Annotated in this window: 21 protein-coding genes and 1 pseudogene; 7 read left to right on the forward strand and 15 right to left on the reverse strand. The window is 41.9% G+C overall.

Translation table 11 applies throughout. The features are described from left to right. Window positions 1–88: 88 nt before the first annotated feature. Window positions 89–520 carry an EamA family transporter gene (locus tag V7K48_RS01485; protein ID WP_335068928.1) on the forward strand — a complete coding sequence of 144 codons (432 nt, stop codon included), beginning with the start codon at window positions 89–91 and terminating at the stop codon, window positions 518–520. 209 nt (window positions 521–729) lie between these two features. Here V7K48_RS01485 and cax read toward each other — a convergent pair. Then, window positions 730–1830, reverse strand: a pseudogene (gene cax / locus V7K48_RS01490) (calcium/proton exchanger); the annotation flags it as partial. Window positions 1831–2457: 627 nt separating this feature from the next. On the opposite strand from cax, the gene V7K48_RS01495 reads away from it, so the two are divergent. Continuing rightward, the gene (locus V7K48_RS01495) at window positions 2458–5193 is read left to right on the forward strand and encodes a DUF3536 domain-containing protein (protein ID WP_335068930.1); all 2736 of its coding nucleotides are present in this window, start codon (window positions 2458–2460) and stop codon (window positions 5191–5193) included. 297 nt (window positions 5194–5490) lie between these two features. On the opposite strand, the gene V7K48_RS01500 is transcribed toward V7K48_RS01495, so the two are convergent. The 4 genes from V7K48_RS01500 to V7K48_RS01515 all read right to left on the reverse strand — a co-directional run bounded on the left by V7K48_RS01500 (window position 5491) and on the right by V7K48_RS01515 (window position 8481). Then, complete coding sequence (locus tag V7K48_RS01500; protein WP_335068932.1) at window positions 5491–5736, reverse strand: HNH endonuclease; 246 nt, start codon at window positions 5734–5736, stop codon at window positions 5491–5493. 4 nt (window positions 5737–5740) lie between these two features. Then, complete coding sequence (locus tag V7K48_RS01505; RefSeq protein ID WP_335069021.1) at window positions 5741–6838, reverse strand: Gfo/Idh/MocA family protein; 1098 nt, start codon at window positions 6836–6838, stop codon at window positions 5741–5743. A gap of 32 nt (window positions 6839–6870) precedes the next feature. After that, window positions 6871–7782, reverse strand: a complete 912-nt coding sequence (locus V7K48_RS01510; protein WP_335068934.1) for a beta-1,6-N-acetylglucosaminyltransferase — start codon at window positions 7780–7782, stop codon at window positions 6871–6873. A gap of 234 nt (window positions 7783–8016) precedes the next feature. Continuing rightward, entirely contained in the window at window positions 8017–8481 is a 465-nt protein-coding gene (locus V7K48_RS01515) for a DUF4870 domain-containing protein (protein WP_335068936.1), read from the reverse strand. Window positions 8482–8913: 432 nt separating this feature from the next. Between V7K48_RS01515 and V7K48_RS01520 the strand changes: the two genes are divergently transcribed. After that, on the forward strand, window positions 8914–10425 hold the full coding sequence (locus tag V7K48_RS01520; RefSeq protein ID WP_335068938.1) for a BamA/TamA family outer membrane protein: 1512 nt from the start codon (window positions 8914–8916) through the stop codon (window positions 10423–10425). 127 nt (window positions 10426–10552) lie between these two features. Here the strand turns inward: V7K48_RS01520 and V7K48_RS01525 are convergent, their stop codons facing one another. Together V7K48_RS01525 and V7K48_RS01530 are read right to left on the reverse strand one after the other, a co-directional pair. Continuing rightward, the gene (locus tag V7K48_RS01525) at window positions 10553–12004 is read right to left on the reverse strand and encodes an FAD-binding protein (RefSeq protein WP_335068940.1); all 1452 of its coding nucleotides are present in this window, start codon (window positions 12002–12004) and stop codon (window positions 10553–10555) included. A 126-nt stretch (window positions 12005–12130) separates the two neighbouring features. After that, window positions 12131–12829 (reverse strand): hypothetical protein, encoded by a 699-nt coding sequence (locus V7K48_RS01530; RefSeq protein WP_335068942.1) that lies wholly within the window; start codon window positions 12827–12829, stop codon window positions 12131–12133. A 154-nt stretch (window positions 12830–12983) separates the two neighbouring features. Here V7K48_RS01530 and V7K48_RS01535 point away from each other — a divergent pair, with 154 nt between their 5' ends. The 3 genes from V7K48_RS01535 to V7K48_RS01545 all read left to right on the forward strand — a co-directional run bounded on the left by V7K48_RS01535 (window position 12984) and on the right by V7K48_RS01545 (window position 16475). Continuing rightward, entirely contained in the window at window positions 12984–14075 is a 1092-nt protein-coding gene (locus tag V7K48_RS01535) for an isopenicillin N synthase family dioxygenase (RefSeq protein WP_335068944.1), read from the forward strand. An 807-nt stretch (window positions 14076–14882) separates the two neighbouring features. After that, window positions 14883–15770 carry an NAD(P)-dependent oxidoreductase gene (locus V7K48_RS01540; RefSeq protein ID WP_335068946.1) on the forward strand — a complete coding sequence of 296 codons (888 nt, stop codon included), beginning with the start codon at window positions 14883–14885 and terminating at the stop codon, window positions 15768–15770. Window positions 15771–15803: 33 nt separating this feature from the next. Further along, window positions 15804–16475 (forward strand): O-methyltransferase, encoded by a 672-nt coding sequence (locus V7K48_RS01545; RefSeq protein WP_335068948.1) that lies wholly within the window; start codon window positions 15804–15806, stop codon window positions 16473–16475. A 575-nt stretch (window positions 16476–17050) separates the two neighbouring features. Here the strand turns inward: V7K48_RS01545 and V7K48_RS01550 are convergent. The 3 genes from V7K48_RS01550 to V7K48_RS01560 all read right to left on the reverse strand — a co-directional run bounded on the left by V7K48_RS01550 (window position 17051) and on the right by V7K48_RS01560 (window position 19695). Further along, window positions 17051–18139, reverse strand: a complete 1089-nt coding sequence (locus V7K48_RS01550) for a sensor histidine kinase (RefSeq protein ID WP_335068950.1) — start codon at window positions 18137–18139, stop codon at window positions 17051–17053. Between the two features lie 5 nt (window positions 18140–18144). Further along, window positions 18145–18855, reverse strand: a complete 711-nt coding sequence (locus V7K48_RS01555; protein WP_335068952.1) for a response regulator transcription factor — start codon at window positions 18853–18855, stop codon at window positions 18145–18147. Between the two features lie 144 nt (window positions 18856–18999). Next, window positions 19000–19695, reverse strand: coding sequence for a LabA-like NYN domain-containing protein (locus V7K48_RS01560; protein WP_335068954.1), 696 nt, complete (start codon window positions 19693–19695; stop codon window positions 19000–19002). Between the two features lie 344 nt (window positions 19696–20039). Here V7K48_RS01560 and V7K48_RS01565 point away from each other — a divergent pair, with 344 nt between their 5' ends. Beyond that, window positions 20040–20192 carry a hypothetical protein gene (locus tag V7K48_RS01565; RefSeq protein ID WP_335068956.1) on the forward strand — a complete coding sequence of 51 codons (153 nt, stop codon included), beginning with the start codon at window positions 20040–20042 and terminating at the stop codon, window positions 20190–20192. 138 nt (window positions 20193–20330) lie between these two features. On the opposite strand, the gene V7K48_RS01570 is transcribed toward V7K48_RS01565, so the two are convergent. The 5 genes from V7K48_RS01570 to V7K48_RS01590 all read right to left on the reverse strand — a co-directional run bounded on the left by V7K48_RS01570 (window position 20331) and on the right by V7K48_RS01590 (window position 26575). Next, window positions 20331–21428: an AI-2E family transporter gene (locus V7K48_RS01570; protein ID WP_335069023.1), complete on the reverse strand. Its 1098-nt coding sequence runs from the start codon at window positions 21426–21428 to the stop codon at window positions 20331–20333. A 127-nt stretch (window positions 21429–21555) separates the two neighbouring features. Then, window positions 21556–22989, reverse strand: coding sequence for a bifunctional orotidine-5'-phosphate decarboxylase/orotate phosphoribosyltransferase (locus tag V7K48_RS01575; protein ID WP_335068957.1), 1434 nt, complete (start codon window positions 22987–22989; stop codon window positions 21556–21558). 26 nt (window positions 22990–23015) lie between these two features. Next, on the reverse strand, window positions 23016–23612 hold the full coding sequence (locus tag V7K48_RS01580; RefSeq protein ID WP_335068958.1) for a cytochrome b/b6 domain-containing protein: 597 nt from the start codon (window positions 23610–23612) through the stop codon (window positions 23016–23018). Window positions 23613–24007: 395 nt separating this feature from the next. Further along, window positions 24008–24493 (reverse strand): GNAT family N-acetyltransferase, encoded by a 486-nt coding sequence (locus tag V7K48_RS01585; RefSeq protein ID WP_335068959.1) that lies wholly within the window; start codon window positions 24491–24493, stop codon window positions 24008–24010. A 531-nt stretch (window positions 24494–25024) separates the two neighbouring features. After that, entirely contained in the window at window positions 25025–26575 is a 1551-nt protein-coding gene (locus V7K48_RS01590) for a PAS domain-containing protein (RefSeq protein ID WP_335068963.1), read from the reverse strand. Between the last annotated feature and the right edge of the window lie 29 nt (window positions 26576–26604).

The following is a 26604-nucleotide window of genomic DNA, read 5'->3' on the forward strand; positions in this document are numbered from 1 at the left end:
ATCAACGATCGCAGTTTTTACGGAGTAATTTAATCTAACATGAGCCTAAATGACATTGCTAATTTTGACTAGTGAATCAGGAAGGAAGATGGAGAGCAACAGCAGAACGTGGTGGATATATGCATTATTTTCGGCTGGCTTTGCAGCATTGACAACTATCTTTGCCAAAATTGGGGTAGAAAATGTGAACGCTAATTTAGCGACAGCAATCCGAACAGTTGTCATATTAATAGTTGCTTGGGGGATTGTATTTTTTGAGGGAAACGTAGTTAATATCTTAGTCATTCCCCCAAAAACGATGATTTTCTTATTATTATCTGGACTAGCTACAGGTTTGTCATGGATTTTTTACTTCCAAGCTTTACAAGCCGGAAAAGCTTCCCTTGTCGCACCAATTGATAAATCAAGCTTGGTATTAGTTTTATTGTTTTCAGTCATTTTTCTGGGAGAACCATTAAACTGGAAGATTATTTTAGGAACTGGGTTGGTAGTCATAGGTACTTTAGTTTTAATCATTTAAAGTCTTAACTAAGACTAGAAATTTTATCTTCTCCATTAAGTTAAGCTGTTTTTTTGTTGAGAAAGAGGAGTCTTTTGTCTTTTGGGGTTAGAAAAACTATTGCTGATATCTAGTGTGGAAAATCTAAAATCTAAAATTACCTCGGTCATTACCCATAATCAAGAGCGATCGCTTTAGGTTAAACTATGAGCGCTCCTACTGCTAGCTAACTACCCCATACTTTCCAGAACTGGATGGAAGTAGAAGGCGAACCCCAACACTGTATAGGCAGCTAATAATAAAGTGCCTTCCAGCCAATTGGACTTACCATCGGAACTAATACTGTTTGCAATCAACACTGACACAACCACAGCTACTAACTCAAAGGGTTTGAAGTCCAAATCCATTGGTTTACCCAATATCCGCCCTGCTATAACTAACACGGGCGCGACAAATAGGGCAATCTGCATACTTGATCCCACAGCTACCGAAAGAGAAAGATCCATCTTATCTTTCATCGCCACGGTGACTGCTGTGGCATGTTCAGCCGCGTTACCGACGATGGGAACCAAAATCACCCCTGTAAACAGCGCCGTCAAACCTAGCTGAGATGTGGCAACTTCCAGAGAATCCACTAGCATTTCTGACTCAATTGCCACTAGTAAGGTACACACTAGCAGCACGCCAACCCACAACGCTATATTTGGTTTAGCATGAGATATTTCTTCTGCTTCTGCTTCTGCCTCCGCTAAACCTACATCATATAGATAGGAGTGGGTTTTCATGGAAAATAGCAGTGTTAAGGCATAAACCAGGATTAATACTACGGCAACAGCAATAGAAAGATTTTGCAGTGTTTGTTCGTTAATTCCTTGAGAAGTGTAATTCATCGCTGTTGGCATCAAAATGGCAATCACCGCCAAATTCATCGAAGCAGCATTCACCCGCGCCACAATTGGCTGAAATGTCTGTTCTTTGTAGCGCAGTCCTCCCAAAAGCATGGAAAAACCCATCACGAGTAGTAAGTTGCTAATAATCGATCCCGTGATACTGGCTTTGACTACATCTATTAATCCAGCGTTCAACGCGATTAGGGCGATGATCAGTTCTGTAGCATTGCCAAACGTGGCGTTTAACAAGCCCCCCAATGATGGCCCCACTACGACAGCAATTTCTTCCGTGGCTGTACCCATCCAAGCTGCTAAGGGCAGAATTGCTAATCCAGCTGTAATGAAAACTATCAATTCTCCCCACTCCAGAAAGTAGGCTGCTAGGGAAACCGGGATAAACAGCAATAAAACGAGAAGAATAATGTTTTTTGTTGACATTTGTTGTCTTGAGTTGAGGGTACCTTATCGGAGTTATGAGTTATGAGTTAGGAGTTATGAGTTAGGAGTTATGAGTAAAACTTCTAATTACTCCTCACTCTTGACTTCTAACTCCTCACTCTTAACTTCCGACTCATCACTCTCATAGGATACTCTCAACCGTCTGTAGAGCAATTCAGAAATTGTACTGTTTTCAGTTCACTGCTGCGGATGTTATGTAAAATAAGATTGCGATTTAAGGAGTTTTTGTCATCTTTTGTTGCAAAAGTATGAATTTGAGCCAAATTATTACACCAGAAATGGGGTTTAATATATTAAAAGACAATTAAAATTTTGATTGGCGCTAAAGAAGAGAAAACCTCTAACTGAGTCCTTGTTCAATGGCTAATTACTTTGAGTCTTCAGGGAAAGGGCTGTCTTGCAAAGTTCCTTTAAGTCGGCAGAGCCGCCCAACGGACTTTGCACTGTGCGATAACGCAGATTTCCCACTACAATAAAACAGCTTTGTTAAAAATTGGGTTGGATTCCATAGTTGTTGTTCATACCGGATTTTGTGCTCAAACCATTGGAGAAAGGTTTACGCACAATATTTTCGGTGCACTGCAAGTTTTTTGTATTGGATAAATAGACATGACTTCTGCTGAAATGCCAGCTAGTGGCTCAACGTTAACATTACATTCAGATCCCAATAACACCAAAGAAACCGATCCCCTGAGAAAGGCTAATGGTGTTTATGTGACGGTGCATGGTCATTTTTACCAGCCACCGAGGGAAAACCCTTATCTGGACGCAATTGAACGCCAACCGAGTGCTGCACCTTTCCATGACTGGAATGAGCGGATTCATTGGGAATGCTATCGCCCGAATGCCTTTGCCAGAGTCTTAAATGACCGAGGCGAAGTGGTGGAGATCGTCAACAATTATGAGTATTTCAGTTTTAATATTGGGCCAACCCTGATGTCGTGGCTAGAACGCTACGATGTGGAGGTTTATCAGCGGATTTTAGAGGCGGATGCCAAGAGTGGCCAACGCTTGCATGGTCACGGCAATGCGATCGCGCAAGTATACAATCACATCATCATGCCTCTGGCGAACGAACGCGACAAATATACCCAAATTCGCTGGGGTAAAGAAGACTTCCGCTCCCGCTTTGGACGCGATCCCGAAGGCATGTGGCTAGCAGAAACTGCTGTAGACTACGCAACCCTAGAAGCTCTTGTTGCTGAAGGTATTCGCTTCATTATCCTTGCACCGTCTCAAGCACTGCGTTGCCGTCCCCTCCCCACTCAAGATGATCCCAATCCTGAATGGATCGAAGTCGGTGGTAGTCAGATTGATTCCACTCGTCCCTATCGTTGTTATTTGCAGCCCACACTAAGCACTTCATCTTCAACTCTGAATGCGATGGGCTACACCCCGCCGGAGGCGATCGCCACTAGTCCCAAGGATAGTGGTACAGAAAGATTACCCTACATTGATATCTTCTTCTACGATGGCCCGATATCGCGGGACATGGGTTTTAGTGATGTCGTTTATAATTCGACTCACTTTGCCGGACGTATCGGTTCAGCCGTGCGTGGGGATCATCGGCCAACACAGTTAATCTCTGTGGCGACAGATGGGGAAACCTTCGGACATCACAAAAAGGGAACTGAGAAAACTTTAGCTTACGCCTTTACTAAGGAGTTTCCGCAACACGGTTGGACGGTGACAAACTTCGCCCACTACTTGAGCTTAAATTCTCCCAGTTGGGAAGTGGAATTGAAGTCAATCACAGCCTGGAGTTGCGCCCACGGTGTAGACAGATGGCAGGATGACTGTGGTTGCGGTGGAGAAGGCAGTGTTTGGCATCAGAAATGGCGTCGTCCCTTGCGGAATGCCCTAAATTGGCTGCGGGATCAGCTAACTGATGTGTTTGAAGAACATGGCAGGCAGTTATTTCGTGATCCCTGGCAAGCACGCGATGAATATATCCAAGTAATGCGCGATCGCTCTGCTAACAATGTCAACCGTTTTCTCTCCCGCCATCAAACCCACAAACTCACAGCAGCCGAACAAGTAGACGCCCTGCGCCTGTTAGAAATGCAGCGTCACGCTTTGTTGATGTTCACTAGTTGCGGTTGGTTTTTTGAAGAAATTTCCCGTCCAGAAGGGACGCAGATTCTCCGCTACGCCGCCCGGGCTTTGGAATTGGCGGGGGATGTGGCTGGTGTGCAGTTGGAAAAAGGCTTCGTCAAACGTCTTGGTTTAGCCCCTAGTAATGTCGATGAATTCAAACACGGTGCGGAAATTTATCGGCAACTGGTGTTAACTGCCCAGCTTGGCTTTAAGCAAGTAGCAGCCCATTACGCGATTACTTCCCTATTTAGCAATCAGAAACTAGTAGAGACACGCAATTCTCTGCCGAGAAAAGATGCTGCGGACAAACAGTCTCAGCGTTACCACAAAAAGGTTTATTGCTATGCTGCCAATGAGCTAGATTACCAACTGCAACGCATGGGATTGCTAACTCTGGCTGTGGGAAATTTAAAGCTGGTATCAGAGATTACTTGGGAAAGTGAGCATTTGGTATTTGCGGTTCTGCATTTGGGAGGGTGGGATTTCCACTGTTGCATTCAACAATTTACCGGGCGGCGTGACTACAGCCAAATCAAAGAAAAGCTGTTTGGGGCACTGCAACAAGCTAGTGCGGCTCATACTATTTTGGTGATGACACAGCTATTTGGGGAAGAAGCTTTCAGCTTGCAAAATCTATTTGCTGAAGAACGCCACCGGATTATGCAGTTGCTTAGTCAGGAAACACTGACACGTTTAGGACAGTTGTATACCCAAGCCTACCGTGATAATTATGGGGTGCTGATGGCGTTTCATCGAGATGAAATAGCTGTACCGCAAGAATTGCAGGTAGCAGCAGATATTGCTTTAGGGCATCGCTGTCTGATCACATTGCAATGGCTTGAGCAAGATATCGCTGATCCCCAAAAGAGTTGGAATCACATATTAGAATTGGAGGCGATCGCTACTGAAGCAAAACATCTGCGTTGTCGGCTGAATATTCCCGACGGTAAGCAGATGTTAGAACAGTTAATTGCGCGATCACTTTGGCAATTGTTGCACGATGCCAATGGTAGCTTTAATGCAGATATCCAACTGTTGGAGCGATTGATTGATGTCGGGGATCAATTAAATATCGATATTTCTCTACAGCGATCGCAAGAGCTATATTTTAGTTGTCTGTACAGTCAGATAGCGCCGGTCTGTGTCACTAACCCTGCGAATGAAGGAGATAATCGGTGTCTTCAGTTGCTCAAGTTGGGCAAAAAGTTAGCCGTTGATGTCAGTATGATCTCAAATCAGTTGGGATAGATGTAGGGGCGGACGCGGTGCGCCCAAAGAGACCTCTCTCCTAAAAGGCTAGGGTGTCCACACAAGTTGAATTACCCCCCTAAATCCTCCCTTGTAAAGGGGGAAAAAGAGAGATTCTCGTTCCCTCCCCAATACATCGGGGAGGGTTAGGGTGGGGTAATTCGATGACTGGTAGTGATTCGATAACTTGTGTGTACACCGTAGCCTAAAAGGAGAGAGGCTTTGAGGCTTACTTCCCAACGCTACAAGGGTTGGGGCTGTTCTTGTTAGGTCTGTATTCCATGCAATTAAGAACCGTTATAAATCAAAATGGCGTCGGAAGCGGGGATCAATGTTGTCTGTTTTTTGCTGATTGCAGGTAAGACAGAGAGTTTGAAGATTGCTGATATCGTTTTGACCACCACGGGCAAGGGGAATGATATGGTCAATGCTGAGGTTAGTTTCTCCAGTAATTTTACCGCAGCTTTGGCATTGGTATTTGTCACGTTGAAAGACATATTTCTTTACTTCCAGTGGGATACGAATGCGGGGAGTTTTGCTCATTTTCTTAGTTGCGAAGAAATCCTTCCAAGCTTGGTACATCTACCCAACTTGCTTTTGTATGAGATTCATGGGATAAATCCATCAACAACTGAGAATAAATTCCTTCTCGCAGCGATGGTGTAATTTCCTGATTGCGGTCAATTCCTTGCATCCATTGGTCTACTACGCGGATAAATGCACAAATGCGCCCATCAACATAATTTTTGGGAAAAATTAACCGATTCGGTATTTCTATTTCCGTTAGAGGTTTACCTGGCTGGGAACCCCAAACACGAAAGCCATGTATATAATCTTTTTGATTTTCACTGCCCACAATTAATGTACCGCGATCGCCATATACTTCTATCCAATGGGTTCTTAGTGCATGAACAACTGCACTGATTGAAAGTTGGCAAGGTGTACCATCTGCTAATTCCAGCGTTAATATACAGTTATCATCGCTATTCACTGGCTTAGATTCCCCACTAACAGGGTCAACTCGTGTGGGAATAGCAGTAGTTAAATGAGCGTTTAATCTACGGACTGGCCCGAATAGCCAGTGAATATAATCGAAGGCGTGGGAACCCAAAGACCCCAATGCACCGCCTCCTTTATCCTTGTCAGAATACCAATTCCAAGGGCGTGAAGTATCAGCACGAGAAGAACCTAACCAATCAATTTTAATTAAGCGCAACTCACCCACATAGTTTTCTGACAATAGTTCAGCAAATAACTGCCATGCTGGTACAAAGCGAAATTCAAAATCTACAGTTGCAATGACGCTTTTTTCTCTAGCTAGTTGATAAAGTTCTTTAGCTTCAACTGCATTTAAAGTTGTCGGTTTTTCTAATAATAAATGTTTCCCAGATTGCAGTACAGTTTTTGCCATTTCATAGTGCAAAAATGGCGGTGTAGAGATGCTGACTGCTTGCACTTCTGGCAATGCCACAATATCTGTAAGTGAATCGGAAGCGTGGGGAATATTATGGGATTCTGCTATGGCTTCGGCTTTATTTATATCTCGATGATAAACAGCAACTACCTTAGTTCGAGGATGTGCTTGGAATCCAGGGATGTGGACTTTTTGACCAAATCCAGTGCCGGCGATCGCAACCCCAATCATATTATCCTTTACTCGCATACTTCTACAAGTTACTATTTACTTAATAATATCATTTTATCTATCATATCTAATATATCCGAGTCTTTACTTTGATCAAACTTTCTAGCAAATAATTTTTTTGATTGTCTGATTTTTTCAAAATCCTTTTTCTCTAAAATTAAGGGATGATAGGCATTAACGTCATCGCCCCAATCTATATATCTCATATTATCGTTAACTACCTGATCTTTAAAAGGTGAATTTAAAATAACTATTTGGTAAAATAGCTCATCTGCCAGTGAAGTGAAATTAAAGCGATTAACAAACTTTGGGTTTTGTTTTACAAAATCATTGATATACTTTACACATTCTCCAGTTAAACACCAAAATGCAGAACCTCCATAAAAAGCAAAGCCTTTAGGAAGTTTGCGTTTTTTAGGTAAAAGCAAAGTCAAAAATGAATATAAAAAAGATGCAATTGGAGATTTAAATTCACGTTTTTCAGGAATAAAAAAATCCTCATCGTTCCAACGAATGTACCAATATTCTATTCTTCTAAAGCCACCACCTTTCCATTTACTATAAGGTAGTGGGAAATATTCTATAAATTCTCTACCTTTATTCTCTTGGAGAAATTTATGTATTTCTCTATTGGACTTTATCAAATAATCTTGACCAGATAAGTGAATAATATAATCAAAGTAAGTATCTGTTTCGACTATTGATTTTATTCCTTCAAGACTAGCTTTAACAGCATTAAAACTTCCCCATCCTGAATTGTATCTTCTGATAAAAAATACATTTGATAACTCATTCAATTGAGTACATATTTGATGATATGTTTTACTATCTACTTTTTTATCTATATGTATAAAAAATGAAACATCATTTGTATTCAATTTAGAAATCAGACGCACTAATTGGTTAAAATTATTATGTGCCAAAATTATATATGCTATTCTCATAAAAATTATCTTGGTATATGTATAAGTGAATTTTGTTTTTTTGCACCCTTGATTTTATAGTATTTAATTTAAGCTTCATTAGGCAACGATGAAAGAAAGCCTAAAACAAATCAGACAAAAAGGCAAGTTTCGATATTATATCATGCTAATATCCTATAAAAGAAGCGATAGACGTGTAATTTTTTAGTCCTTGTTAAAAATTGTAAGTGAGGAACAACAGAGGCTTAATAATTTTTATCGCAGAACTCTAATTGTCAAAGGGTAACGATAATGCTTACCATTGTAAGCTTTAATAGCAGCAAAAGTCACTATAAATGATTGGACTATTAGGATTAATAACATTAATGACAGGAACACAATTAGTAAGCTATCTAGAGTTATTTTTATTTGATTAACTGAACCATTCGTAGTCACTTCCAGACTCAAGCTAGTCAATACTAAAAATAATGATATTGCCATGAAAATCAAGGTATATAATGTCCAAGTGATTTGAAAATTTAATGATTCCTTTCCTTGGAAATCAATCCAGGGATATTGTGATTTTTTAAATCGCCAAATCATGAGTGGAGCCAAAAGATTTAGGGGTAAATATAAAGGGATGCCAAGCAATACCAAAAAAAACAATAATATCCACCCTAATAAAGCCGAGAAATGACACAACATCGCCCATACACGCATTTTTTTGGGTTTTTCTCTCATCGCTTTTTATATGGAAGTGGATTTACTAAATAATTCTCCACTGTAATTATCTATAAAAAAGCTAGGACTTACGCAAAAATTGCCAAAAAGCTTAATCTATCGCAGGCTACAGCCTTCTCTGCGAGAGGCTGACGCCAACGCGCAGCGTCTCGTTGGTGAAGCCTCTTGTAGAGAAGAAAAGACGCCAACTTTTGGAGACACTACGTGTAGTTTGACTTTTGACTTTTGTTGACCTCCCGTGAGATTGTCCAGCCACTCCCAGGAATCATCGCCGCCTTTGGGGGTATTGAGAGACTCTGGGGTAGGATAATGCTTTGTCGAGGTTGCATAAAAATTGCAAAAATAAAACTAAAGGGTGATGCTATTAGTTAGCTCTCTCAACCTTCCGTCCATTCTATGTCGTAAACTTAATAACACTAACGGATTTTCAATATGCGAGTTCAAATAACTGTAGTTGCGATCGCAGTAATGTTAGTGGGTACGGAAAATCGGGAGGCCCTTGCAGACTTGCAATCTTCTACTCAGGAAAGGGCTGGTAGTATTGTGACACCGGAAGCTACGATCCAGATAGAGGGAGGGTATGCCAAATATGGTGATTATCTAGGAGCGACTTCAGTAGATACCCAAGCGATGGAATTTTCTCAGAAAGTTGTCAAAGATATCCAGATTCGTTTTATTAATGAAAAAGGTAAGTTGCTCGATGACAAAGGTCAGCCGATTAAAGGGCGGACTCAGAAAGATTTTATCATTGGTCTGCTGAAACTCAAACCGGGTCAGATATTTCGTAAAGATTTACTTGAAGCAGACTTGCAACGATTGAGGAGATTAGAGTCATTTTATCAAGTCAATGTTTACTCTGAAGAAGATGTTTCTAGCGTTAATATCATCTATGAAATCAAAGAGCGTAACTTCCCTTCTCTAATCTTAGGAGGCGGTAATAACGATGATGTTGGGCTATACGGTCGGGTGGGTTATAAAGATGCAAATATTAGCGGTCTTAACGATAAATTAGATACAACTGTGCAGTTCAGCACTAAAGATGTCCAGTTTAATAGTCAATTCACTAGCCCTTATCGTCCTGGAGAACCAAACCGCTTAGGCTATAGCATTAGAGCTTTTCGTCGTCGAGATATATCGGGAACCTTCAACGAAGATATCAGATTATCTAACGGCGACAAAGTGCGAGAGGGAAGGTTCGGCGGTTCTGTGGGAGTTTTAGGAGCTTTTGATGACTGGGATACATCAGTGGCACTCAACTATACCAGAATTAGCCTACGCGATCACGAATATAATGTTGCACAGGTCGATAGCTTAGGGAGTCCTCTATCTGTGAGCGGTACTGGTATTGATGACCTATTTACAGTATCATTTGCTGTATCCAGAGATCAACGCGATCGCCGAGAGAATCCGACTCAAGGATCAATTCTCACCCTCAGTACAGAACAAGCGATTCCCATTGGACTGGGTAATATTTCCAGCAACCGCCTACGGGGAGACTATATTCAGTATTTCCCAGTCAGTTGGATAGGTAATGGTAGACCAACCGACAATCCCGAAGTATTGGCGATTAATTTACAAATTGGCACAACTCTTGGAGACTTTCCACCAGCTGATGCCTTTAATATTGGCGGACTAAATTCTGTCAGGGGTTACGGTTATGGTAAAGTTGCCAGTGGCCGAAGTTATGGTTTAGCCTCAGTGGAATATCGTTTCCCAATTTTTCAGTCAATAGGAGGAGTTCTCTTTACTGACCTCGCTTCAGATTTCGGGTCTAGCAACACCGTGCTAGGAGAACCAGGACTGCTGCGAGACAAACCAGGAAGTGGTTTTGGTTACGGCTTAGGATTGCGAGTCAAGTCATCCTTTGGGCTGATTCGAGGCGACTTAGGAATTAGCAACCAAGGAGAAATTAGATTTGAAGTTACTACAGGTCAGCGATTTTAATCCAACTGTAACTAATAATTAGTTATTACTTTGCGCTCCTTTGCGTTTAAATCTTCTCTTCCTCAGTTTTAGGGCATAATATCGCCAATATTGCTTCTTTTTCCCGTTTAGCATCATCTGATAAGTTTTAAAAAATACCCTGACCGGGGGTCAGCAAATTGTCAGGATCGTAGCGTCGCTTGACACTTACCAACCTGCCCCAAACTGGCCCAAACTGCTGCTTCCAATCCGAGTGAGAAAATTTAATAGCGTCTACAGGATAGCGAGTACCGCCAAGATCACGGTTTTTCTCAAAAAATTTCTGATTCTCATCAAGCATCTTGCGAACTGTAGCATCATCAAGCGGTGCAGTTCGGAGAATAGCAAAGAGAAACACAACTGGCTCGTTAGGTGTCCGAAATAAAGGCAGCTTAAAACGATCCGTTTTGACAGGGTACAGCAGAATTGGACCATTTCCTGTATCAGCTAGTGTCAAAGTAGAAACAATCTTGCCAACATATTGCTTAACCGCTGTACTCGGTACGAAGAGGTTAATCCAAGGATGAGGGTTAGACCAAATATTGATAGACTTCAGGTAAGCAACAGTTTCTGCCAAGCGGTTAAGAAAGTCGAAGTAAGATTTATCCTCTATTTGTTCTGTACCCGGAGTGTAGCTCAAAGACGCAAGTAAACTGGTATTGTCTGGCTGATTGGGTGGGGTGTAAAAGCTAGCCGCTTCTAACGTATAACGCCACCCTCCTTTAGTATCAGATACTACCTGACCTTCGACATAATTGAACCGTTCATCAGCAATTAGTAAGCGTTGGTCATGAGTAAAGGTATCCAAATTATCGTAATCCAAAAGAAACACACGAGCATTAGTCAAGGCTTTGATCAACCGAATCGTTGCCCTTACTATGATTCCACACTGACCCAGACCAGCCAGCACTGCTTCAAATAAATCGCAGTTTTGGTAGGGGGAACAAGTTTCCAACTTACCCTTACCAGTCACTACCTGAAGTTCCAACACATTATCGACCTGGACACCATAGCGATGGCTCGCGCCGCCAATACCGCCCAATGATAACGTTCCTCCAATTGACAGTTCGATGTAATCAGTGAGGACAGGTGGTGTCAATTGTTGCTTCAAGGTTGCTTGCAATAGCTGGCTCCATACTACCCCAGCTTCAACTACAACCCGGTCTGCACTAAGGTGATGAATTTTGTTTAACGGACTCATATCAATTACTAAACCCGCCTCTAATAGTGCTTGACCATAGCAAGAGTGACCCTGACCGCGGGCAGCAACTTTGAGGTTATTTTGCCGTGCAAACTGGATAATACAGACAATATCCTGAATTGAACCTGGTTTGAGTACAGCTTTTGGCAGACGATACACTAAATGCCCAAAATCATCAGCAGCATTTGCGCGTGTGGCATCATCAGTGTAAATTACTCCATCTAAATGCGGCAGGTTGATAAACGACTGTGCTGCGTTAGCAGATGTTATCCACGAACGATTGACTGGATCAAATCCAACGACAACAGCACTAACAATCAAACCTTGCAAAATATTGCGACGCGAGGTATAACTCTTCATTAGGAATTCTCTTACAAAAAATAGTTATCATGGGTAAACCCACGCATGGATGTAGACTTTCAGTGCTAGAGGCACTATTCTTGCTGCGCTTGCCTTAAAGGCGATCGCACTTGGTTGCCTAGATAATCAAGAATGTTTTTGGCTGTTGGCATCGCACAGTTTCGGCACCTTGAAAAAGTCGGTGGGGTAGCTGAATTTCTCCCTAGACTCGCCATAGTGATCATAGAACTCGAAGGTTCCAATTTTCTTGAGAATAGGAGCAAACTCGGGATACTTGTCGGAGCGATTGCAGAACCGAACGGCTATCTTCGTTCCGGGAATAACGCCCGTCCAGCAATCAACAGCAAAACCATTGATGGTGGTTGTACCCTTATAAACCATGTTGTTGGCTAACCACCAGTTGCGACTGAAGACATTAGGCAATGGTAAGGGGTTGAGGGTACAGGTGGTCACCCCAGTGTTCGGATCTTTTTGGATGAAGTACTCTTTGTCCGGGGCTATACCATCAGATGGGTTGAGGTCATATACGTTGTAGATCAGAACTTCCTTGTCAATATAGTAAGCAAGTTCGCGGTTGATGCCCCGCTTTATATCGAACTCATACGTAGACACCAGTTGATTTTGGGGATTGCCCACCTCCTGAAACCTTCCCGAACCAAAGTATACCAAGGGAAAATTGGGAAACACCTTGGCGATTTGGTTTTTGAGAGCTTGGTTTGTAAAGGAATTCTGTATGCTCTTACCCTGACCAAAAGCGGGGAGCGAAGTTGCTAAAAAAGCACACAAAGCACAGATGATAACCCACTTAAAGATACCATTTTTCATTTTTGAAATGACTACTGTATTGCTTCAAAGTCAATCTTCATTTGAAGGCGATCGCTTGATTTTGATCACTTTACATTTCTTTATAAACAGCATTCGGCTTCAGCCATAACGAAAATAAAAGAGCTAAGAAATATATATTATTACCAACCTGAACATGAAAAACTTGCAAGTTGTGGAAAAAGGGTTTTCATCCGTCCCGATTATTGATATCAGCGCCTTGGTTTCTGGAAAAGGCGATCTCTGGCGAGAAGCTGCTTCTCTAGGAGACGCTGCGCGTAGCTTGCTTCTCCGTAGGAGTATGCATCTACGCTATTCCGTCGCATCTCAAATCAAACAAGCGTGTCAAGAATCGGGATTTTTCTATATTATCGGGCATGGCGTGGACGAAAGTTTGCAGCAGCAACTCGAAGAACTCAGCCGCCAGTTTTTCGCCCAAGATTTGGAAACTAAACTTAAAATCCGCATGGCTTTGGCAGGTATTGCATGGCGAGGTTATTTCCCCGTTGGTGGCGAACTGACATCGGGTAAACCCGACTTGAAAGAAGGTATTTACTTTGGCGCTGAACTAGGAGAGGAACACCCACTAGTGCAAGCTGGTACTCCTATGCATGGTTCTAACCTTTTCCCCGCCAACATCCCTCAATTTGGCGAAACAGTGCTTGAATATATGGAGGCGATGACAAACTTGGGACACACTTTGATGATGGGTATAGCCCTGAGTTTGGGATTGGAAGAATCCTACTTTGCTGACCGTTACACTTGTGATCCCTTAGTGCTGTTTCGCATTTTCAACTATCCTCCTCATTTATCACCCTCAGATGGTGAACCAATATGGGGCGTTGGCGAACATACTGATTATGGCGTTCTGACCATTCTCAAGCAGGACGACTCAGGCGGATTAGAGGTTAAATCCAAGTCAGGTTGGGTTGCTGCGCCTCCCGTTCCTGGTTCCTTTGTCTGCAACATCGGCGATATGCTAGACAAAATGACAGGAGGTTTGTATCGTTCTACACCTCATCGTGTACAGAACCAGTCCCAAAATCATCGTCTTTCGTTCCCCTTCTTTTTCGATCCCAATTTCGATGTGGAAGTGAAGCCGATTCAATTAGATAAAATAGTAGCGAATAATGATGCAAGCGATCGCTGGGATAAGGCTAACATTCATGATTTTCGCGGAACTTATGGTGATTATGTCTTAAGTAAGGTGTCTAAGGTTTTTCCAGAGTTGCAGCGATCGGTATTATAGGGTTTCAACCTTTTTTTCTTTAACTCTTGAATTCGCACAGTCGTTTACTGAATTTGCACAGTCGTTTACTGAATTTGCACAGTCGTTTACTGAATTTGCACAGTCGTTTACTGAATTTGCACAGTCGTTTATTGAATTCGCACAGTCGTTGATTGAATTCGCACAGTCGTTTATTGAATTCGGACGGTCGTTTAAAGAAGGCGAGACACAAAGATGCAATTTGAATGATTATTAGCTTAACAAGCCGTGCGAGAGACCGTGTTCAATCAGATCAAAAAGCAACAAGCGCTCCGTCACAAGTGTCTCAAAAATCTGATAACTTTACATCTGTCTTTAGAGGCTCCTCAGCCCCAATCTTTGCCAAAAGTCATTGTGCCCAGACAAAGTTCAGAAGCACAAGTTCAAAAACGCCGCCCCAAAGCTTACCCTTTCATGACTAAACCCCCGGCAAGAATTACACAAACAATTACAGACCGCCTTAAACCACAAGCGTTTCGGCTTTTCTTAGTGCCATTCGGCCTTAAGCCCCAAGTCTTGTTAATTGAGATAGTAGCTGGATTTACGCCGTGTGCTGTACTAGATATAAAGCAGTTTGCAACAAGCGTGAGGTACAGAACCTAGACTTCAAAGCCAGAAATGAAGACTGTTTTACTCCAGACTCCTGCCGTATCTCTCAGCAGATAGCTTGCTTATTAAGCTTATCCGTGGTTTGATTTAAATACGGCATTTATATCAATTTAACGTATTTTGTTGACAACTCATTAACTGAATTAACTTGTCAGCCACAAAGTAAATATAAAACTTTCCATGCCTATCCAAACTATTGGTATTTTAAGTCCAGGTGATATGGGGCAGGCGATCGCAGTTGTTCTGAATCAACATGGATTGAAAACTATTGCTGCTCTAGACAATCGCAGTGAACGAACTCGGCAATTAGCAGCCGCAGCCAACATCCAAGATGTGGGTTCCTTGACGCAACTGGTAATTGAATCTGATCTAATTTTGTCAGTTTTAGTCCCAGCAGCAGCGACTGAAGCAGCAAAGCAAGTAGCTGAGGTAATCAGCAATGTTGGTAAACAGATTCTCTACGTTGACTGTAATGCGATCGCACCCCAAAAAGTCATAAATATCGCCAAACTCATCGAATCAGTTGGCGGAACATTCGTAGATGCATCAATCATTGGCCCACCACCGCAAGTTCCCAATCGTACCCGCATATATACTTCCGGAAAACAAGCAAGTCAACTTCAACAACTCCGGGATCATGGCTTGGATGTGCGGGTGATTAGTGATCAAATTGGTCAGGCTTCCGGGTTGAAAATGTCCTATGCAGCCCTGACAAAAGGACTTACAGCAATCGGCACAGAATTATTAATAGCAGCCCATCGTTTAGGGTTGGATAAAGAACTATGGGAGGAAGTGTCTAGTAGCCAAAAGGAACTTGCTAGCATATTAACCCGTTCGATTCCATCGATGACACCGAAAGCGCATCGTTGGGTAGGAGAAATGGAAGAGATTGCAGAAACCTTTAAAGAGTTAGGTCTGACTGAGCACATTTTTCACGGAGCAGCTGAGGTTTACCGCTTGGTGAAAGAAACCTCCTTGGGTAAGGAAACACCAGAAGAGTCTAATCGCGATCATTCATTGAATGAAATCATTACAATCCTCTCCAATGAAGCAATTTCTGACACATAATCAAGACTATTTTATTGCGGGTTGATATATAGGATGACTCAGGAACAATGGACTGCGGTTGACGCTTACTTTACCGATCTGCTTGTGCCGCCCGACCCCGCGCTGGATGCGGCTCTCCAAACCAGCGCCGCCGCCGGACTGCCACCGCACAATGTTTCGCCGAACCAGGGCAAGCTGCTGCTGTTAGCACAAATCCAAGGGGCGCGAACTATCCTGGAGATTGGCACGCTGGGCGGCTACAGTACTATCTGGCTGGCACGGGCGCTCCCCAGCGACGGCCGTCTGATCACGCTGGAGGCTGACCCAAAGCACGCCGAAGTCGCCCGTGCCAACATTGCCCACGCTGGTCTGGCGGATATTGTTGACCTGCGCCTCGGACAGGCACTCTCTACGCTGCCACAAATTGCCGCCGAGGGTCACAGCCCATTTGACCTAATCTTCCTTGACGCCGACAAGCCAAATAATCCAGATTACCTCACATGGGCGCTGAAGCTTTCCCGTCGCGGCAGCCTGATCATCGCCGATAATGTTGTGCGTGACGGAGCAGTGATTGATCAAAGCAGCAGTGATCCTAGCGTTCAGGGGGTGCGTCACTTCAACAAACTGCTTGCCTCTGAGCCACGCATCAGCGCCACGGCAATCCAGACTGTGGGTAGCAAAGGATACGACGGCTTTGCGATCGCGATCGTCACTGCTGACAAATAAGGAATTGAGCCAAGATCCGTGAATTTATTGCTGAATTTTTGGAATTACTCTAAAATTACCTAAATTGCCCAGTGCGTTGGTGCAGCCCGCCGCAGGCATCGCCGCCTCTTTCCTAACATCAGAATAATCATCTGCTAATAACTAAAAATAGCAAGAGATTAGTTATTTGCTCAGTCTTGGGAACGATTTTGAGGAAACAGGTAAGCGATCGCAGCGTAACCCGAAATACTGACTAAACTAACCAAAAAAGCAGCTAGAACAAAAGTAGACATAGAGAATTCTACCCAAATGCCAAATTAACGTTATATTTTATACAATTTCAAAATCTCCACACCCATCAAAAAATAAGATTTTGGATTAATCGCTAAGGCTTTGGCTTGCTCCTCCCTAACCCTTCTTAAAAAGGAGGAAATTAAGCCCCTCTTTTTAAGGGAGTGTGGGGGATCTTCCTGGGCAAAATATCACCAACACCAAGCGGATTGAATTTTGGATACTTTCAAACTAACAATTGCGTATGACACAGCAGTGACTACCTTGTGTCAATCCCTTGTATCTCAAGCATTTTCACTCAATCTTTAAGCCAAAGGCAGAAAAAACCGAAACGTACTGCCAATTCCCAGCTCGCTTTCTACCTGAATCTGACCGCCTTGTAGTTCAATCAAACGACGGGAAATAGTTAAGCCAATACCAGTGCCTCCCGAATGGCGATCGCGCGATAGGTCAGCTCGCCAGAAGCGCTCAAACACATGGGGCAAATTTTCTGGAGCGATACCAATACCTGTATCCATAACCGCAATCCAGAGAAAAGAAGCTTCAGTCCCAGCCCGAATCGTAATTGAACCTTCATTAGTATAATGCACTGCATTACCTAGCAGATTAACCAACACCTGTTCTGTGCGGTCAATATCCGCTAATACAGGAGGCAGCACAGATGCACATTCCAAAAGCAGAACTGGCCCATCTTCCAACAGTTGGTCACTAAATTTCTCCACTAAAGACTCTAACAATGGACGCAGATTTACCCGTTGGATATTAATTGGCAAATAACCAGCTTCTGCCTTAGAGAGTTCTTGTAAATCGTTCACCAAGCGCTCTAAACGCTTAGTTTCTCTAGCTAAACGCCGATAAATCTCAGGAGACGCTTCAATTTCTCCATCAGCCAGTTCTTCCAAGTAACCACGGACAACTGTTAACGGTGTCCGTAGTTCATGGGTCATGTCTCCAATTACTTCTCGCCGCCGCACTTCCACCCCTTCTAAACTGGCTGCCATCCGGTTGAAACTAGCACCAAGCCCATTAAGTTCTGGAATGTCAGACATCGGTAGTCGTGCATCCATCTGACCAGCAGCAAATTTTTGGGTGATTTGTTCCATCTCTGTCAATCGCTGCATAATCCGTCTAGACACCCAGTAACTTAATCCTCCAGCAGCGGTAGTCCCGACTAAGACTGACCAAATTGTGCTTCGTTGCCAAGCAAGTTCAAATCCTGTAACCAATTCAGTCCGGACATCGATTAAGTCGAACCCCTGATTTTCTAATCGTTCTAAATGCAAGACAAACAAGCGGGGGGAAGAGATTTTGCTGATACTTACCAAACTAGCTACCCCCACGATCATTACTACTAAATGGGAGAAAAATAGGCGTCCTCTCAGCCCCATCTTCATAATATTTACGCTACCAGGGGATCTTCAAATTTATAGCCCACCCCAACAACAGTTTTAATAAAAGTAGGATTTGCCGGATCAGGCTCAATCTTTTTTCGCAACCGAGCTACATGAGTATCGACCACTCGTTCATCGCCAAAAAAGTTATCTCCCCAAAGTTTATCAATTAGTTGAGTGCGGTTCCAAACTCTACCAGGATTGCTGACAAAAGTAGTTAGCAAGTTAAATTCTAGGGTAGTTAAGTCCAAAATTTCAACCTCCTGAGAATCCATCTGACGACTGGCAGTACGCTGGTCTACATCTACGATAAAGTGTTGGGTACGATTGACTTGATGTTGTCCCCCTTGGCGGAGGCAACGCCGCAATAGTGCCCGCACCCTAGCTACCAACTCTCTAGGGCTAAAGGGCTTGACCATGTAATCATCAGCACCAGTAGATAGACCTATGACGCGATCAATTTCCTCACCCTTAGCCGTGAGCATCAAAATGTAAGGATCTTTTGCACCTGGTTTCTGGCGAATTCTGGCACAAACTTCCAACCCATCCAAACCAGGAATCATTAAATCTAGAATGATTAAATCAGGTGGTTGCTCCTGAAACATCCGCAAGGCATTCATGCCATCGCGGCTAATGCGACAAAAAAATCCTTCTTTTTCTAAAGAGAGTTCAATTAAATGAGCAATTTCTGGTTCATCTTCGACTATTAAAATATCCATTTCAATTAGGGCCGAGCAAAATACGCAGATTGAACTGGGGACTAGGACGGGTATGGATAGGGATTTAAACCCCACCCAACCTGATAAACCTTCTAAAAGCTGACAATAGCTCAGTATAGATTTCGATAGATTTGAAATCGGGTTTTAAAGGTTTGAATTTGATGGCGTGCGATAACTATAGCCAAGATGAGAATCTTTTTGAATGTGTGCTTTAATACTATCGAGGTCAATGAAGCAGTCAGCAACATCAATCAAGCTTTCACTAGTGGTCGTTTGCAAACTCACCACTTCCACCCGAACCCCCATTCTACTGACAGCGTTCACAGCATAGGCTAAATCTCCATCCCCACTGACTAAAACCGCAGTATCATAATAAGGAGCTAAAGTTATCATGTCTACAGCAATTTCTACGTTCAGATTTGATTTTTTGAAATTCTCTGCTGCCATAGCAAGCTCTTTTGCCACTACACGATAGCCATTACGACGCATCCATAATAGAAAACCCTGTTGCTTTTCATTGCTGAGTTCAACCCCAGTATAGAAGAAAGCACGCAATAGTCTTGAACCGTTGGTTAAACGACAAAGCAATTTAACATAGTCAATTTCTATGCCGAGTTGTAAAGCTGTATGAAATAAGCTTAAGCCATCAATAAAAATAGCAACTCGACCACGATTGAAGCTATTGAAAATCGAACTATCAGGTGCAGGATCTGGCATCTTGGTATCTTTACCTTTGACAGCAGTATTGCTCAAATTTTGCCCTTGCCAATGTGGTTTAGCTTTGAGTACTTTAGATTCCTTAAATTCATTTCTTTGTTTACTAAAATTAGTTATAATCATTAATACCTCTGATTTTAAAGGTGGAAAGAGTTTTGGGTAAATTGTCTATAGTATAGTCTGTGCTGATTTATAACCCTAGCAGGTAATGGTCTTAAGTCACTACATCTAGATAAACTTAACTGACACTAAACAGAATCAAAAGTAGACAGATCAAGGATTTTTCACTGTTGTCAGGGTTGGTTTGATGAGATATTGCCTCTGCCCACAGATATATTAATCTTTACCCACCGAGACAGCAACAGTTTGGAGAAAATAAATCGTAATTGTAAAGGTAGGGGCAAGAATCCGCGAACCTCATCTATCTATTTTTATTTTACAGTTTCAGAAGCAGAGAGTCACACGGCTTGCTTAAGCTGTGGGGATGCCAGTTGCCAGATAAGGGAAACCCGTATACAGCGCTGGCTGATGAATGTGTTGTGGCTAAAGCTGCTCTCAAGAATCTGGTAAAAATCCTTTACCATCGTGAAAATTCTGCTGAAACAGTGCAGCACTTTTAGGTATAAATTTAGGGGCAAAGAGCAGCGATAACTTTTTAACAGCACAGTAACCATTTAACTCTATATCCCTAAATCGGGCAATTTTACAGGAGATTGTAATTCTGAATTGCCTCTTCCCAGTACCCACTTACAAATTAATCACAATGCTGACTCCTTTGCTAACAATTCTGATGCTGCTTCACCATCTACTAGATTATCGGAATCACCAGATTTAGAATAACCATCCGCCATATCTTTGATAAAACCAGCTATAGGTACCGCAACTAGCAAACCCAAGACTCCACCAACATTGGTTCCTACAAGCAAAGCAATTAACACCCATATTGGTCTAATACCAGTGAATTTACCTAAAAGACGCGGTGCGATCGCCTGATCAATTACCTGATCAATCACAACAGCTACCGCAGCAACCTTCGCTGCTAACCAAAAATCATGTGTGGCTATTATTAAAGTGATTACAATCAGACTGACGACATCCCCAAAGGGAATTAAACTCAAAAGCCCAACTGCCAAACCAAAGAGTAAAGCAAACTGGACTTGAAAAGCTAAAAACAATAATGTTACTGAAACTCCCATCAGTAAAGCCAAGCTTCCCTGACCAATCAAGTAATTTTGAAAGTTTTGCTGAATAGACTGGCTTACCTTGTGAGTAAAACTCCCAGGTAACTTCTTAAATATACCCTGCCAAATTCTTGGGCCATCTAACAATAGATAAAAAGTCAGCACTACCGTAATTAATCCCTCAGAAATACTATCAATTGTATCTATGATAATACTTAAAAGTTTATCTGAAAGAAACTCTAACTCATTGGGTAATTGGTCAGTAATTCTGGTTACAAACTGACTTAAATTCACATTTAATTTGTGCCTAAAAAACCAATCATTTACAATCTGAAGTTTTTCTTCGCTAGAATCAATCCATCGGGGAAGGACTTTAACCATCTCATTAAATTGCTCTAAAACAATGGGCACTAAAGTGACACCCAGAGCAACAATAATTACCAATGCTAATATAAAAACTAAGGCTACTGCAAAGCTGCGTTTAACCCCCCGCTGTTGGAGAATTGAAACAGGATAGTTTAAAACGAATGCAAGCAAAGTAGCTAAGACAAGAATTGTTACAACAGGTTGAAAATTTTTAACAAGCAAAAATGCTAGCCAACCATTAAGAAAGACTAGAGGAAATAGTAGTGTAAAAATTAACCATCTCAGTAGTTGATTGAGTGAAAAATTCATCATTAATTTAAAAATCAAAATTATGCTAGTTACTAGATTGAACCTGGAAATTAAATATGAGCAAGGGGAAGTAGATAAGAAAAATCTTCCCCCATTCCCTACTCCCTACTCCCCATTATTTCGATTACTAACTTTCAGCAAAAGCTAAAAATTGCTCCTCACTTATTCGACCTGCTTGATATAGAGTATTAGTAATTTCAGAAATAGTTAAAACTGCATGACCGCGATAACCATTTTCCTGTAACCTGTCTTTCACTCCTTGTTCATGGTCGATAAATACTACAATATCATTAACATTTAATCCTGCTGATTCCAACTTTCCTGCCCCTTCCATGACACTTTTTCCGCTAATGAGAATATCATCAACCACCACAACCGTTTCACCAGGATGAAAGTTACCCTCAATTACTCTGCGAGTTCCGTGTGCCTTCACTTCTTTACGGGGAAAAATCATTGGACAATTAAGACGCAAAGATAAACCAGTAGCAGTAGGTAAAGAACCATAGGGAATACCCGCTAATCTATCAAAATTTAGATTCTTCAAAATCTCCTCATAAGCCGTGATAACTTGATTAAAAACTTGGGGATTAGAAATAATTTTGCGTAAGTCGATGTAATAAGGAAATATTGCTCCTGATGCTTGAACAAAGCTGCCAAACATAATACAGTCAATGTCAAAAAGTTGTAAAATCAAATCTTGTTGGGGGTGCTGATTTAGTAAACAAACATCAGGAAACCACACAGAGCATGTAGAATTTTCGTGAATAATTTCAGCTTTGATTTGATTAATTTCTGCGCGTAGAGACTGGATTTGCTCAGATAGTTGTATATTTCCCAACATATCTTGAGGAACAGGAATCAGCAAACCATCACCATTAGCATTCAAACCTGCTTCTAAAATTTGCTTCAGGTTTGGGCCTTCTGCCCAGATGCTACGCGCCATAATAATTCGTTCAGGAGCAATTGATCGAATCAGCGCTAAAACTTCAGGATTTGTAGTTCCTACTTCCAAACCCAATTGTTCTGGAGTCCCCCAGGTTTTTGATTCTTTTACCACCTGTAAATAAAGGGGTGATTCGTTTGTAGGATATTGCTGTAAAGCTTCTGCACTTGGATTAGAAGTACAGCATAAAATAAACACTGCTTTATCAGGATATACCAAAAAAGGTGCTACATGATCTTGTCCTGTATAGGGACTGAGAGTGATTGCATCCACCTGCCATTCTGTAAACACAGTCCGGGCAAAGATGGTACTAGTATTTAGATCACTGTGTTTGGCATCTAAAATAACTGGGATGTGGGCTGGAATAGCTGCTAAAGTTTTGTACAGCAGTTCTAAACCTGGAACACCTAGTGCTTCATAAAAGCCAAATGTCGGTTTATAAGCACATACGAAATCAGAAGTTTCACCAATAATGAATTGTAACCACTTCTCCAAACCCGCGATGAGTTCTTCAGATTCATAACGCACAAGCATCATCTCTGGATTTGGATCAAGTCCTACGAATAGTAAGCTTTGATTTTGCAAGATATTACGATTCAATTTATCAAAAAAGTTCATATTTTTCAGTTTTAAAAAAAGATTGTTTACCAAAACATTGATTCTGTTAATTCAGTACCACCAGCTTTTTGCCCTAATCGAGAGTGAATTACTACAAATAAGATAACCATCGGCACTGAGGCAAAGTGAACAATTCGCAATGCTTGCCAACTGCCAAACAAATCCACAATCCAAGGAAATTGAGCAGGTTTATACATGCCTATTCCTGTAAATAACGCCAGCAGCAAAATAGGAATAATTGCTGTATAGGCAATACGATGCCAAGCATAAATTAGGCGCTTAGAATTTTGACTTTTTTGTAATGCTTTGAAGTCATTGGCCCCTACAAACCGATGTCGCCAGCGCCGAGTAATTAAAACGTAAATTCCATACCACAAGAGATTCAGCGAGAATAGCCACATTGCTGCAAAATGCCAGTGTCTACCTCCTGCGAGCCAACCTCCTAAGGTAAATATCACAGGAATGTGCAAACCTGAACGTCCACCAAAAACAGGGTTGGCGTTGTAAATTTGTAGTCCACTGGTGAGCATGATAAACAGACTAATGATGTTACAGGAGTGGAAAATTTTGGCTCCTATTGCTTGAGTGGGTGGCTTTCGAGTTGGGGAGGGGGTCAAAGTCATAGATTTTGACTGATAAAATTTTTTGTTTATCTGTCTTAGGTAAATAGTGGGACTTAGACAAAAAACACCCAGAAAAAAGCTTCAAATCTATATACACAGGGACTTTGACATCGTTTGAAAGGTTAATTGATATATCTAGGTTTGAGCCATTTTCGAGCATTTGGTGTATTTTCCTTACCCTGCATAGGTTTGAGGCTTGTTTTTCCCTTAAAAATGTTTAAGTTCTGATAGTCGAGTAAGTTTGGGGGTGGGCATTACTCTCCCTTATTTTCCCATCCTATGATTCAGACATTTTAAGAAATATGTCGTAGTCACACCCAGGATGTTTTTAAGGAAAAAGTAGAAGGAGTACATCTGGAGGTTTGGGAAGCCCTAAATTATGAGGCAGTACTCCTTTAACGATTGCTGTTACAGCAGTCTGCTCGTAATAACACGATAAATTGCATTCCATCACTCCCTCGCTCAAACGATTGCTGATGCTCGAATCCCAACTTCTGCCATACCCGTATCGCACGCTTATTGAATGCCGCGATCGTCACTCGAAAGACTTTTGGCTTAAATAAACTGTCTGCAAATTTTAATACGGCATTGGCATATTCAGCACCCTTTCCTCGTCCGGTCAAGTCAGGGCGAATTCCCATGCCAATATCCAACGCCTGATCGCGGTAATCACCACCAGTGACCTGTCCATCTTGTCCAAAAGAACAATAAGCTACCAACTCACTATTTTCATCTGCAATGCTGTAGAAGGTATTCTGGGGGTGCAGAATATGTTGTAGTAGATTAGCTTCCTCCTCAGAGTAGTTGTATAAATTGTAGGGTGGCTCATATCGCCAATTTAGGATAGTGTGTGCATTACTCTCATCAATTAGGTGAAACATAAACATTACTTACTGTACTGTTTGTAGTATTCTTATACTTTCTTAACCCTAACTTTCAGATGCGCTCTCTATAACCCCTCTTTTGTCACTCTGGGGAAATAAAAATTGAGGCTAAATGATGAAACCTAGATTTAGTGAGAAGATTAGCGCTCGCAAACTAATAGAAACCTCCAAACAAAGCTCTATAGGCAAAATCCTGTCTGGGCAAGAGTTACAGATTATTCTCTCCCGAAAGTGACAAAAGAGGGATAACTCTGCGATATGAATCTTGATAGCAAGAATGCGATCGCCACTTTACTAATGTATCGACTTGCATTGTGAATGTAACGGCCGCCTTGCTAATGTATCGACTCGCATTGTGAATGTAACGGCCACCTTGTTAATGCATCGACTCGCATTGTGAATGTAACGGCCGCCTTGTTAATGCATCGACTCGCATTGTGAATGTAACGGCCGCCTTGTTAATGCATCGACTTGCAAAAATTAACGCCTCCTGCCCCTGTGTTGTACCTTTTACCCAAGGTTAATTACCTAAAAGCTGGCGTGTTTTCTGATAGCGGCATAGTGTCTTGCTGTAGTATTCATTTCAATGACCAACTCTGTGCCTTGACCTAATTGAGAATTACACTTAAGTTTACCTTGATGTTTTTCAACTATAATTTCCCGACTAATTGATAGCCCTAGTCCTTGACCTTTGCCTACTGGTTTTGTCGTAAAAAATGGTTCAAATATATGTCTTTGAATATGAGGAAGTATACCTTTACCATTGTCAAAAATGCGAATGATAACTTTGTGTCTTTTTCCTAGTCTTTTGTCATTTACCCAAAGTTCATTACTATTTACTAATGATAAATGACTACTAAGAATTTCTGTATGAATAAAAAGAGTGGGAATAAAGGAATAATCATGTTTCATCCTGTCTTGTAAGGCATCAATAGCGTTAGTCAAGATGTTCATGAATACCTGATTTAGATCACCAGGGTAACACTCGATTAAAGGCAATTCCCCAAAGTTTTTAATTACTTCAATCCTTGGTCTATCAGGCTGTTCTTTCAGACGATGTTGCAAAATCCTCAGAACACTATCAAGTCCTTCATGCAGGTTAACCTTTTTCATTTGACCTTCGTCAGAGGTTGAAAAATTCCGCAAGGCGAAAACAATTTCTTTGACGCACTCAGATCCGGCTCGCATTGACCACAGCAATTTTAAAAAGTCTGTCTTCACAAAACCGAGGTCGAGACGTTGCAGATGTAAGGCAATGACTGGGGTCGGGATGGGATAGTAATGTTGGTAAAGTTCAATGACTCTGATTAAGTCTTCAGCATATTGACTTGCAGGATGGAGATTGCTGTAGATGAAGCTAACAGGATTGTTAATTTCGTTAGCCATATCCGCCACCAGTTGACCAAGGTTAGCCATTTTCTGGTTTTGCAATAACTGCTTTTGGGTATATTTGAGTTCTTCGAGGGTAGTTTCTAGCTGCTGTGATTTTTCCCTAACTTGGTCTTCGGTAGACTGGCGTTGGACAATTTCTCTTTGGAGTTGTTCAGATAATTGGTATTGTTGAATAGCGATCGCCTTATCCTGACTAATATCCTTGTGTGTCCCCGCCATCCGCACTGGTTTACCGAATTCATCCCACTGAAATATCTTGCCACAAGCCAAAATCCACTTCCACTCGCCGGATTTAGTCAACATTCGCAATTCAACTTCAAACACAGATGTGCATCCTTCCAGATAATCGTGCAATACCTGGCGAATTCTCGGTAAATCCTGTGGATGTACAAGTTGCTCAAAGGATTTATGGTCATGATCGATTTCGTCTACTTCATACCCCAGGATGCGCTTCCACTGAGGATCATAATAGGTTTTGTCAGTTACCAGATTCCAATCCCACAATCCCAAGCCACTGGCTATTAATGCCATTTGTAAGGCGGCTTGTGAGCATTGACAAGGATCTAAATTTTCTTGAGATAAGTCTTTTTGTCCTTTTTGTAGTGGCTGTGATTCTGGGAAACTCTGGGAATTTTGGACTGAAAGTGGAGTTTCCAGTTCATGGGTAGCGGGTTCTTCGATATGCATAGCTGCTGGTACGATGAGGAAGATATCCT

The sequence above is a fragment of the Nostoc sp. genome (assembly GCF_036919615.1).
Classification (GTDB): Bacteria; Cyanobacteriota; Cyanobacteriia; order Cyanobacteriales; family Nostocaceae; genus Nostoc.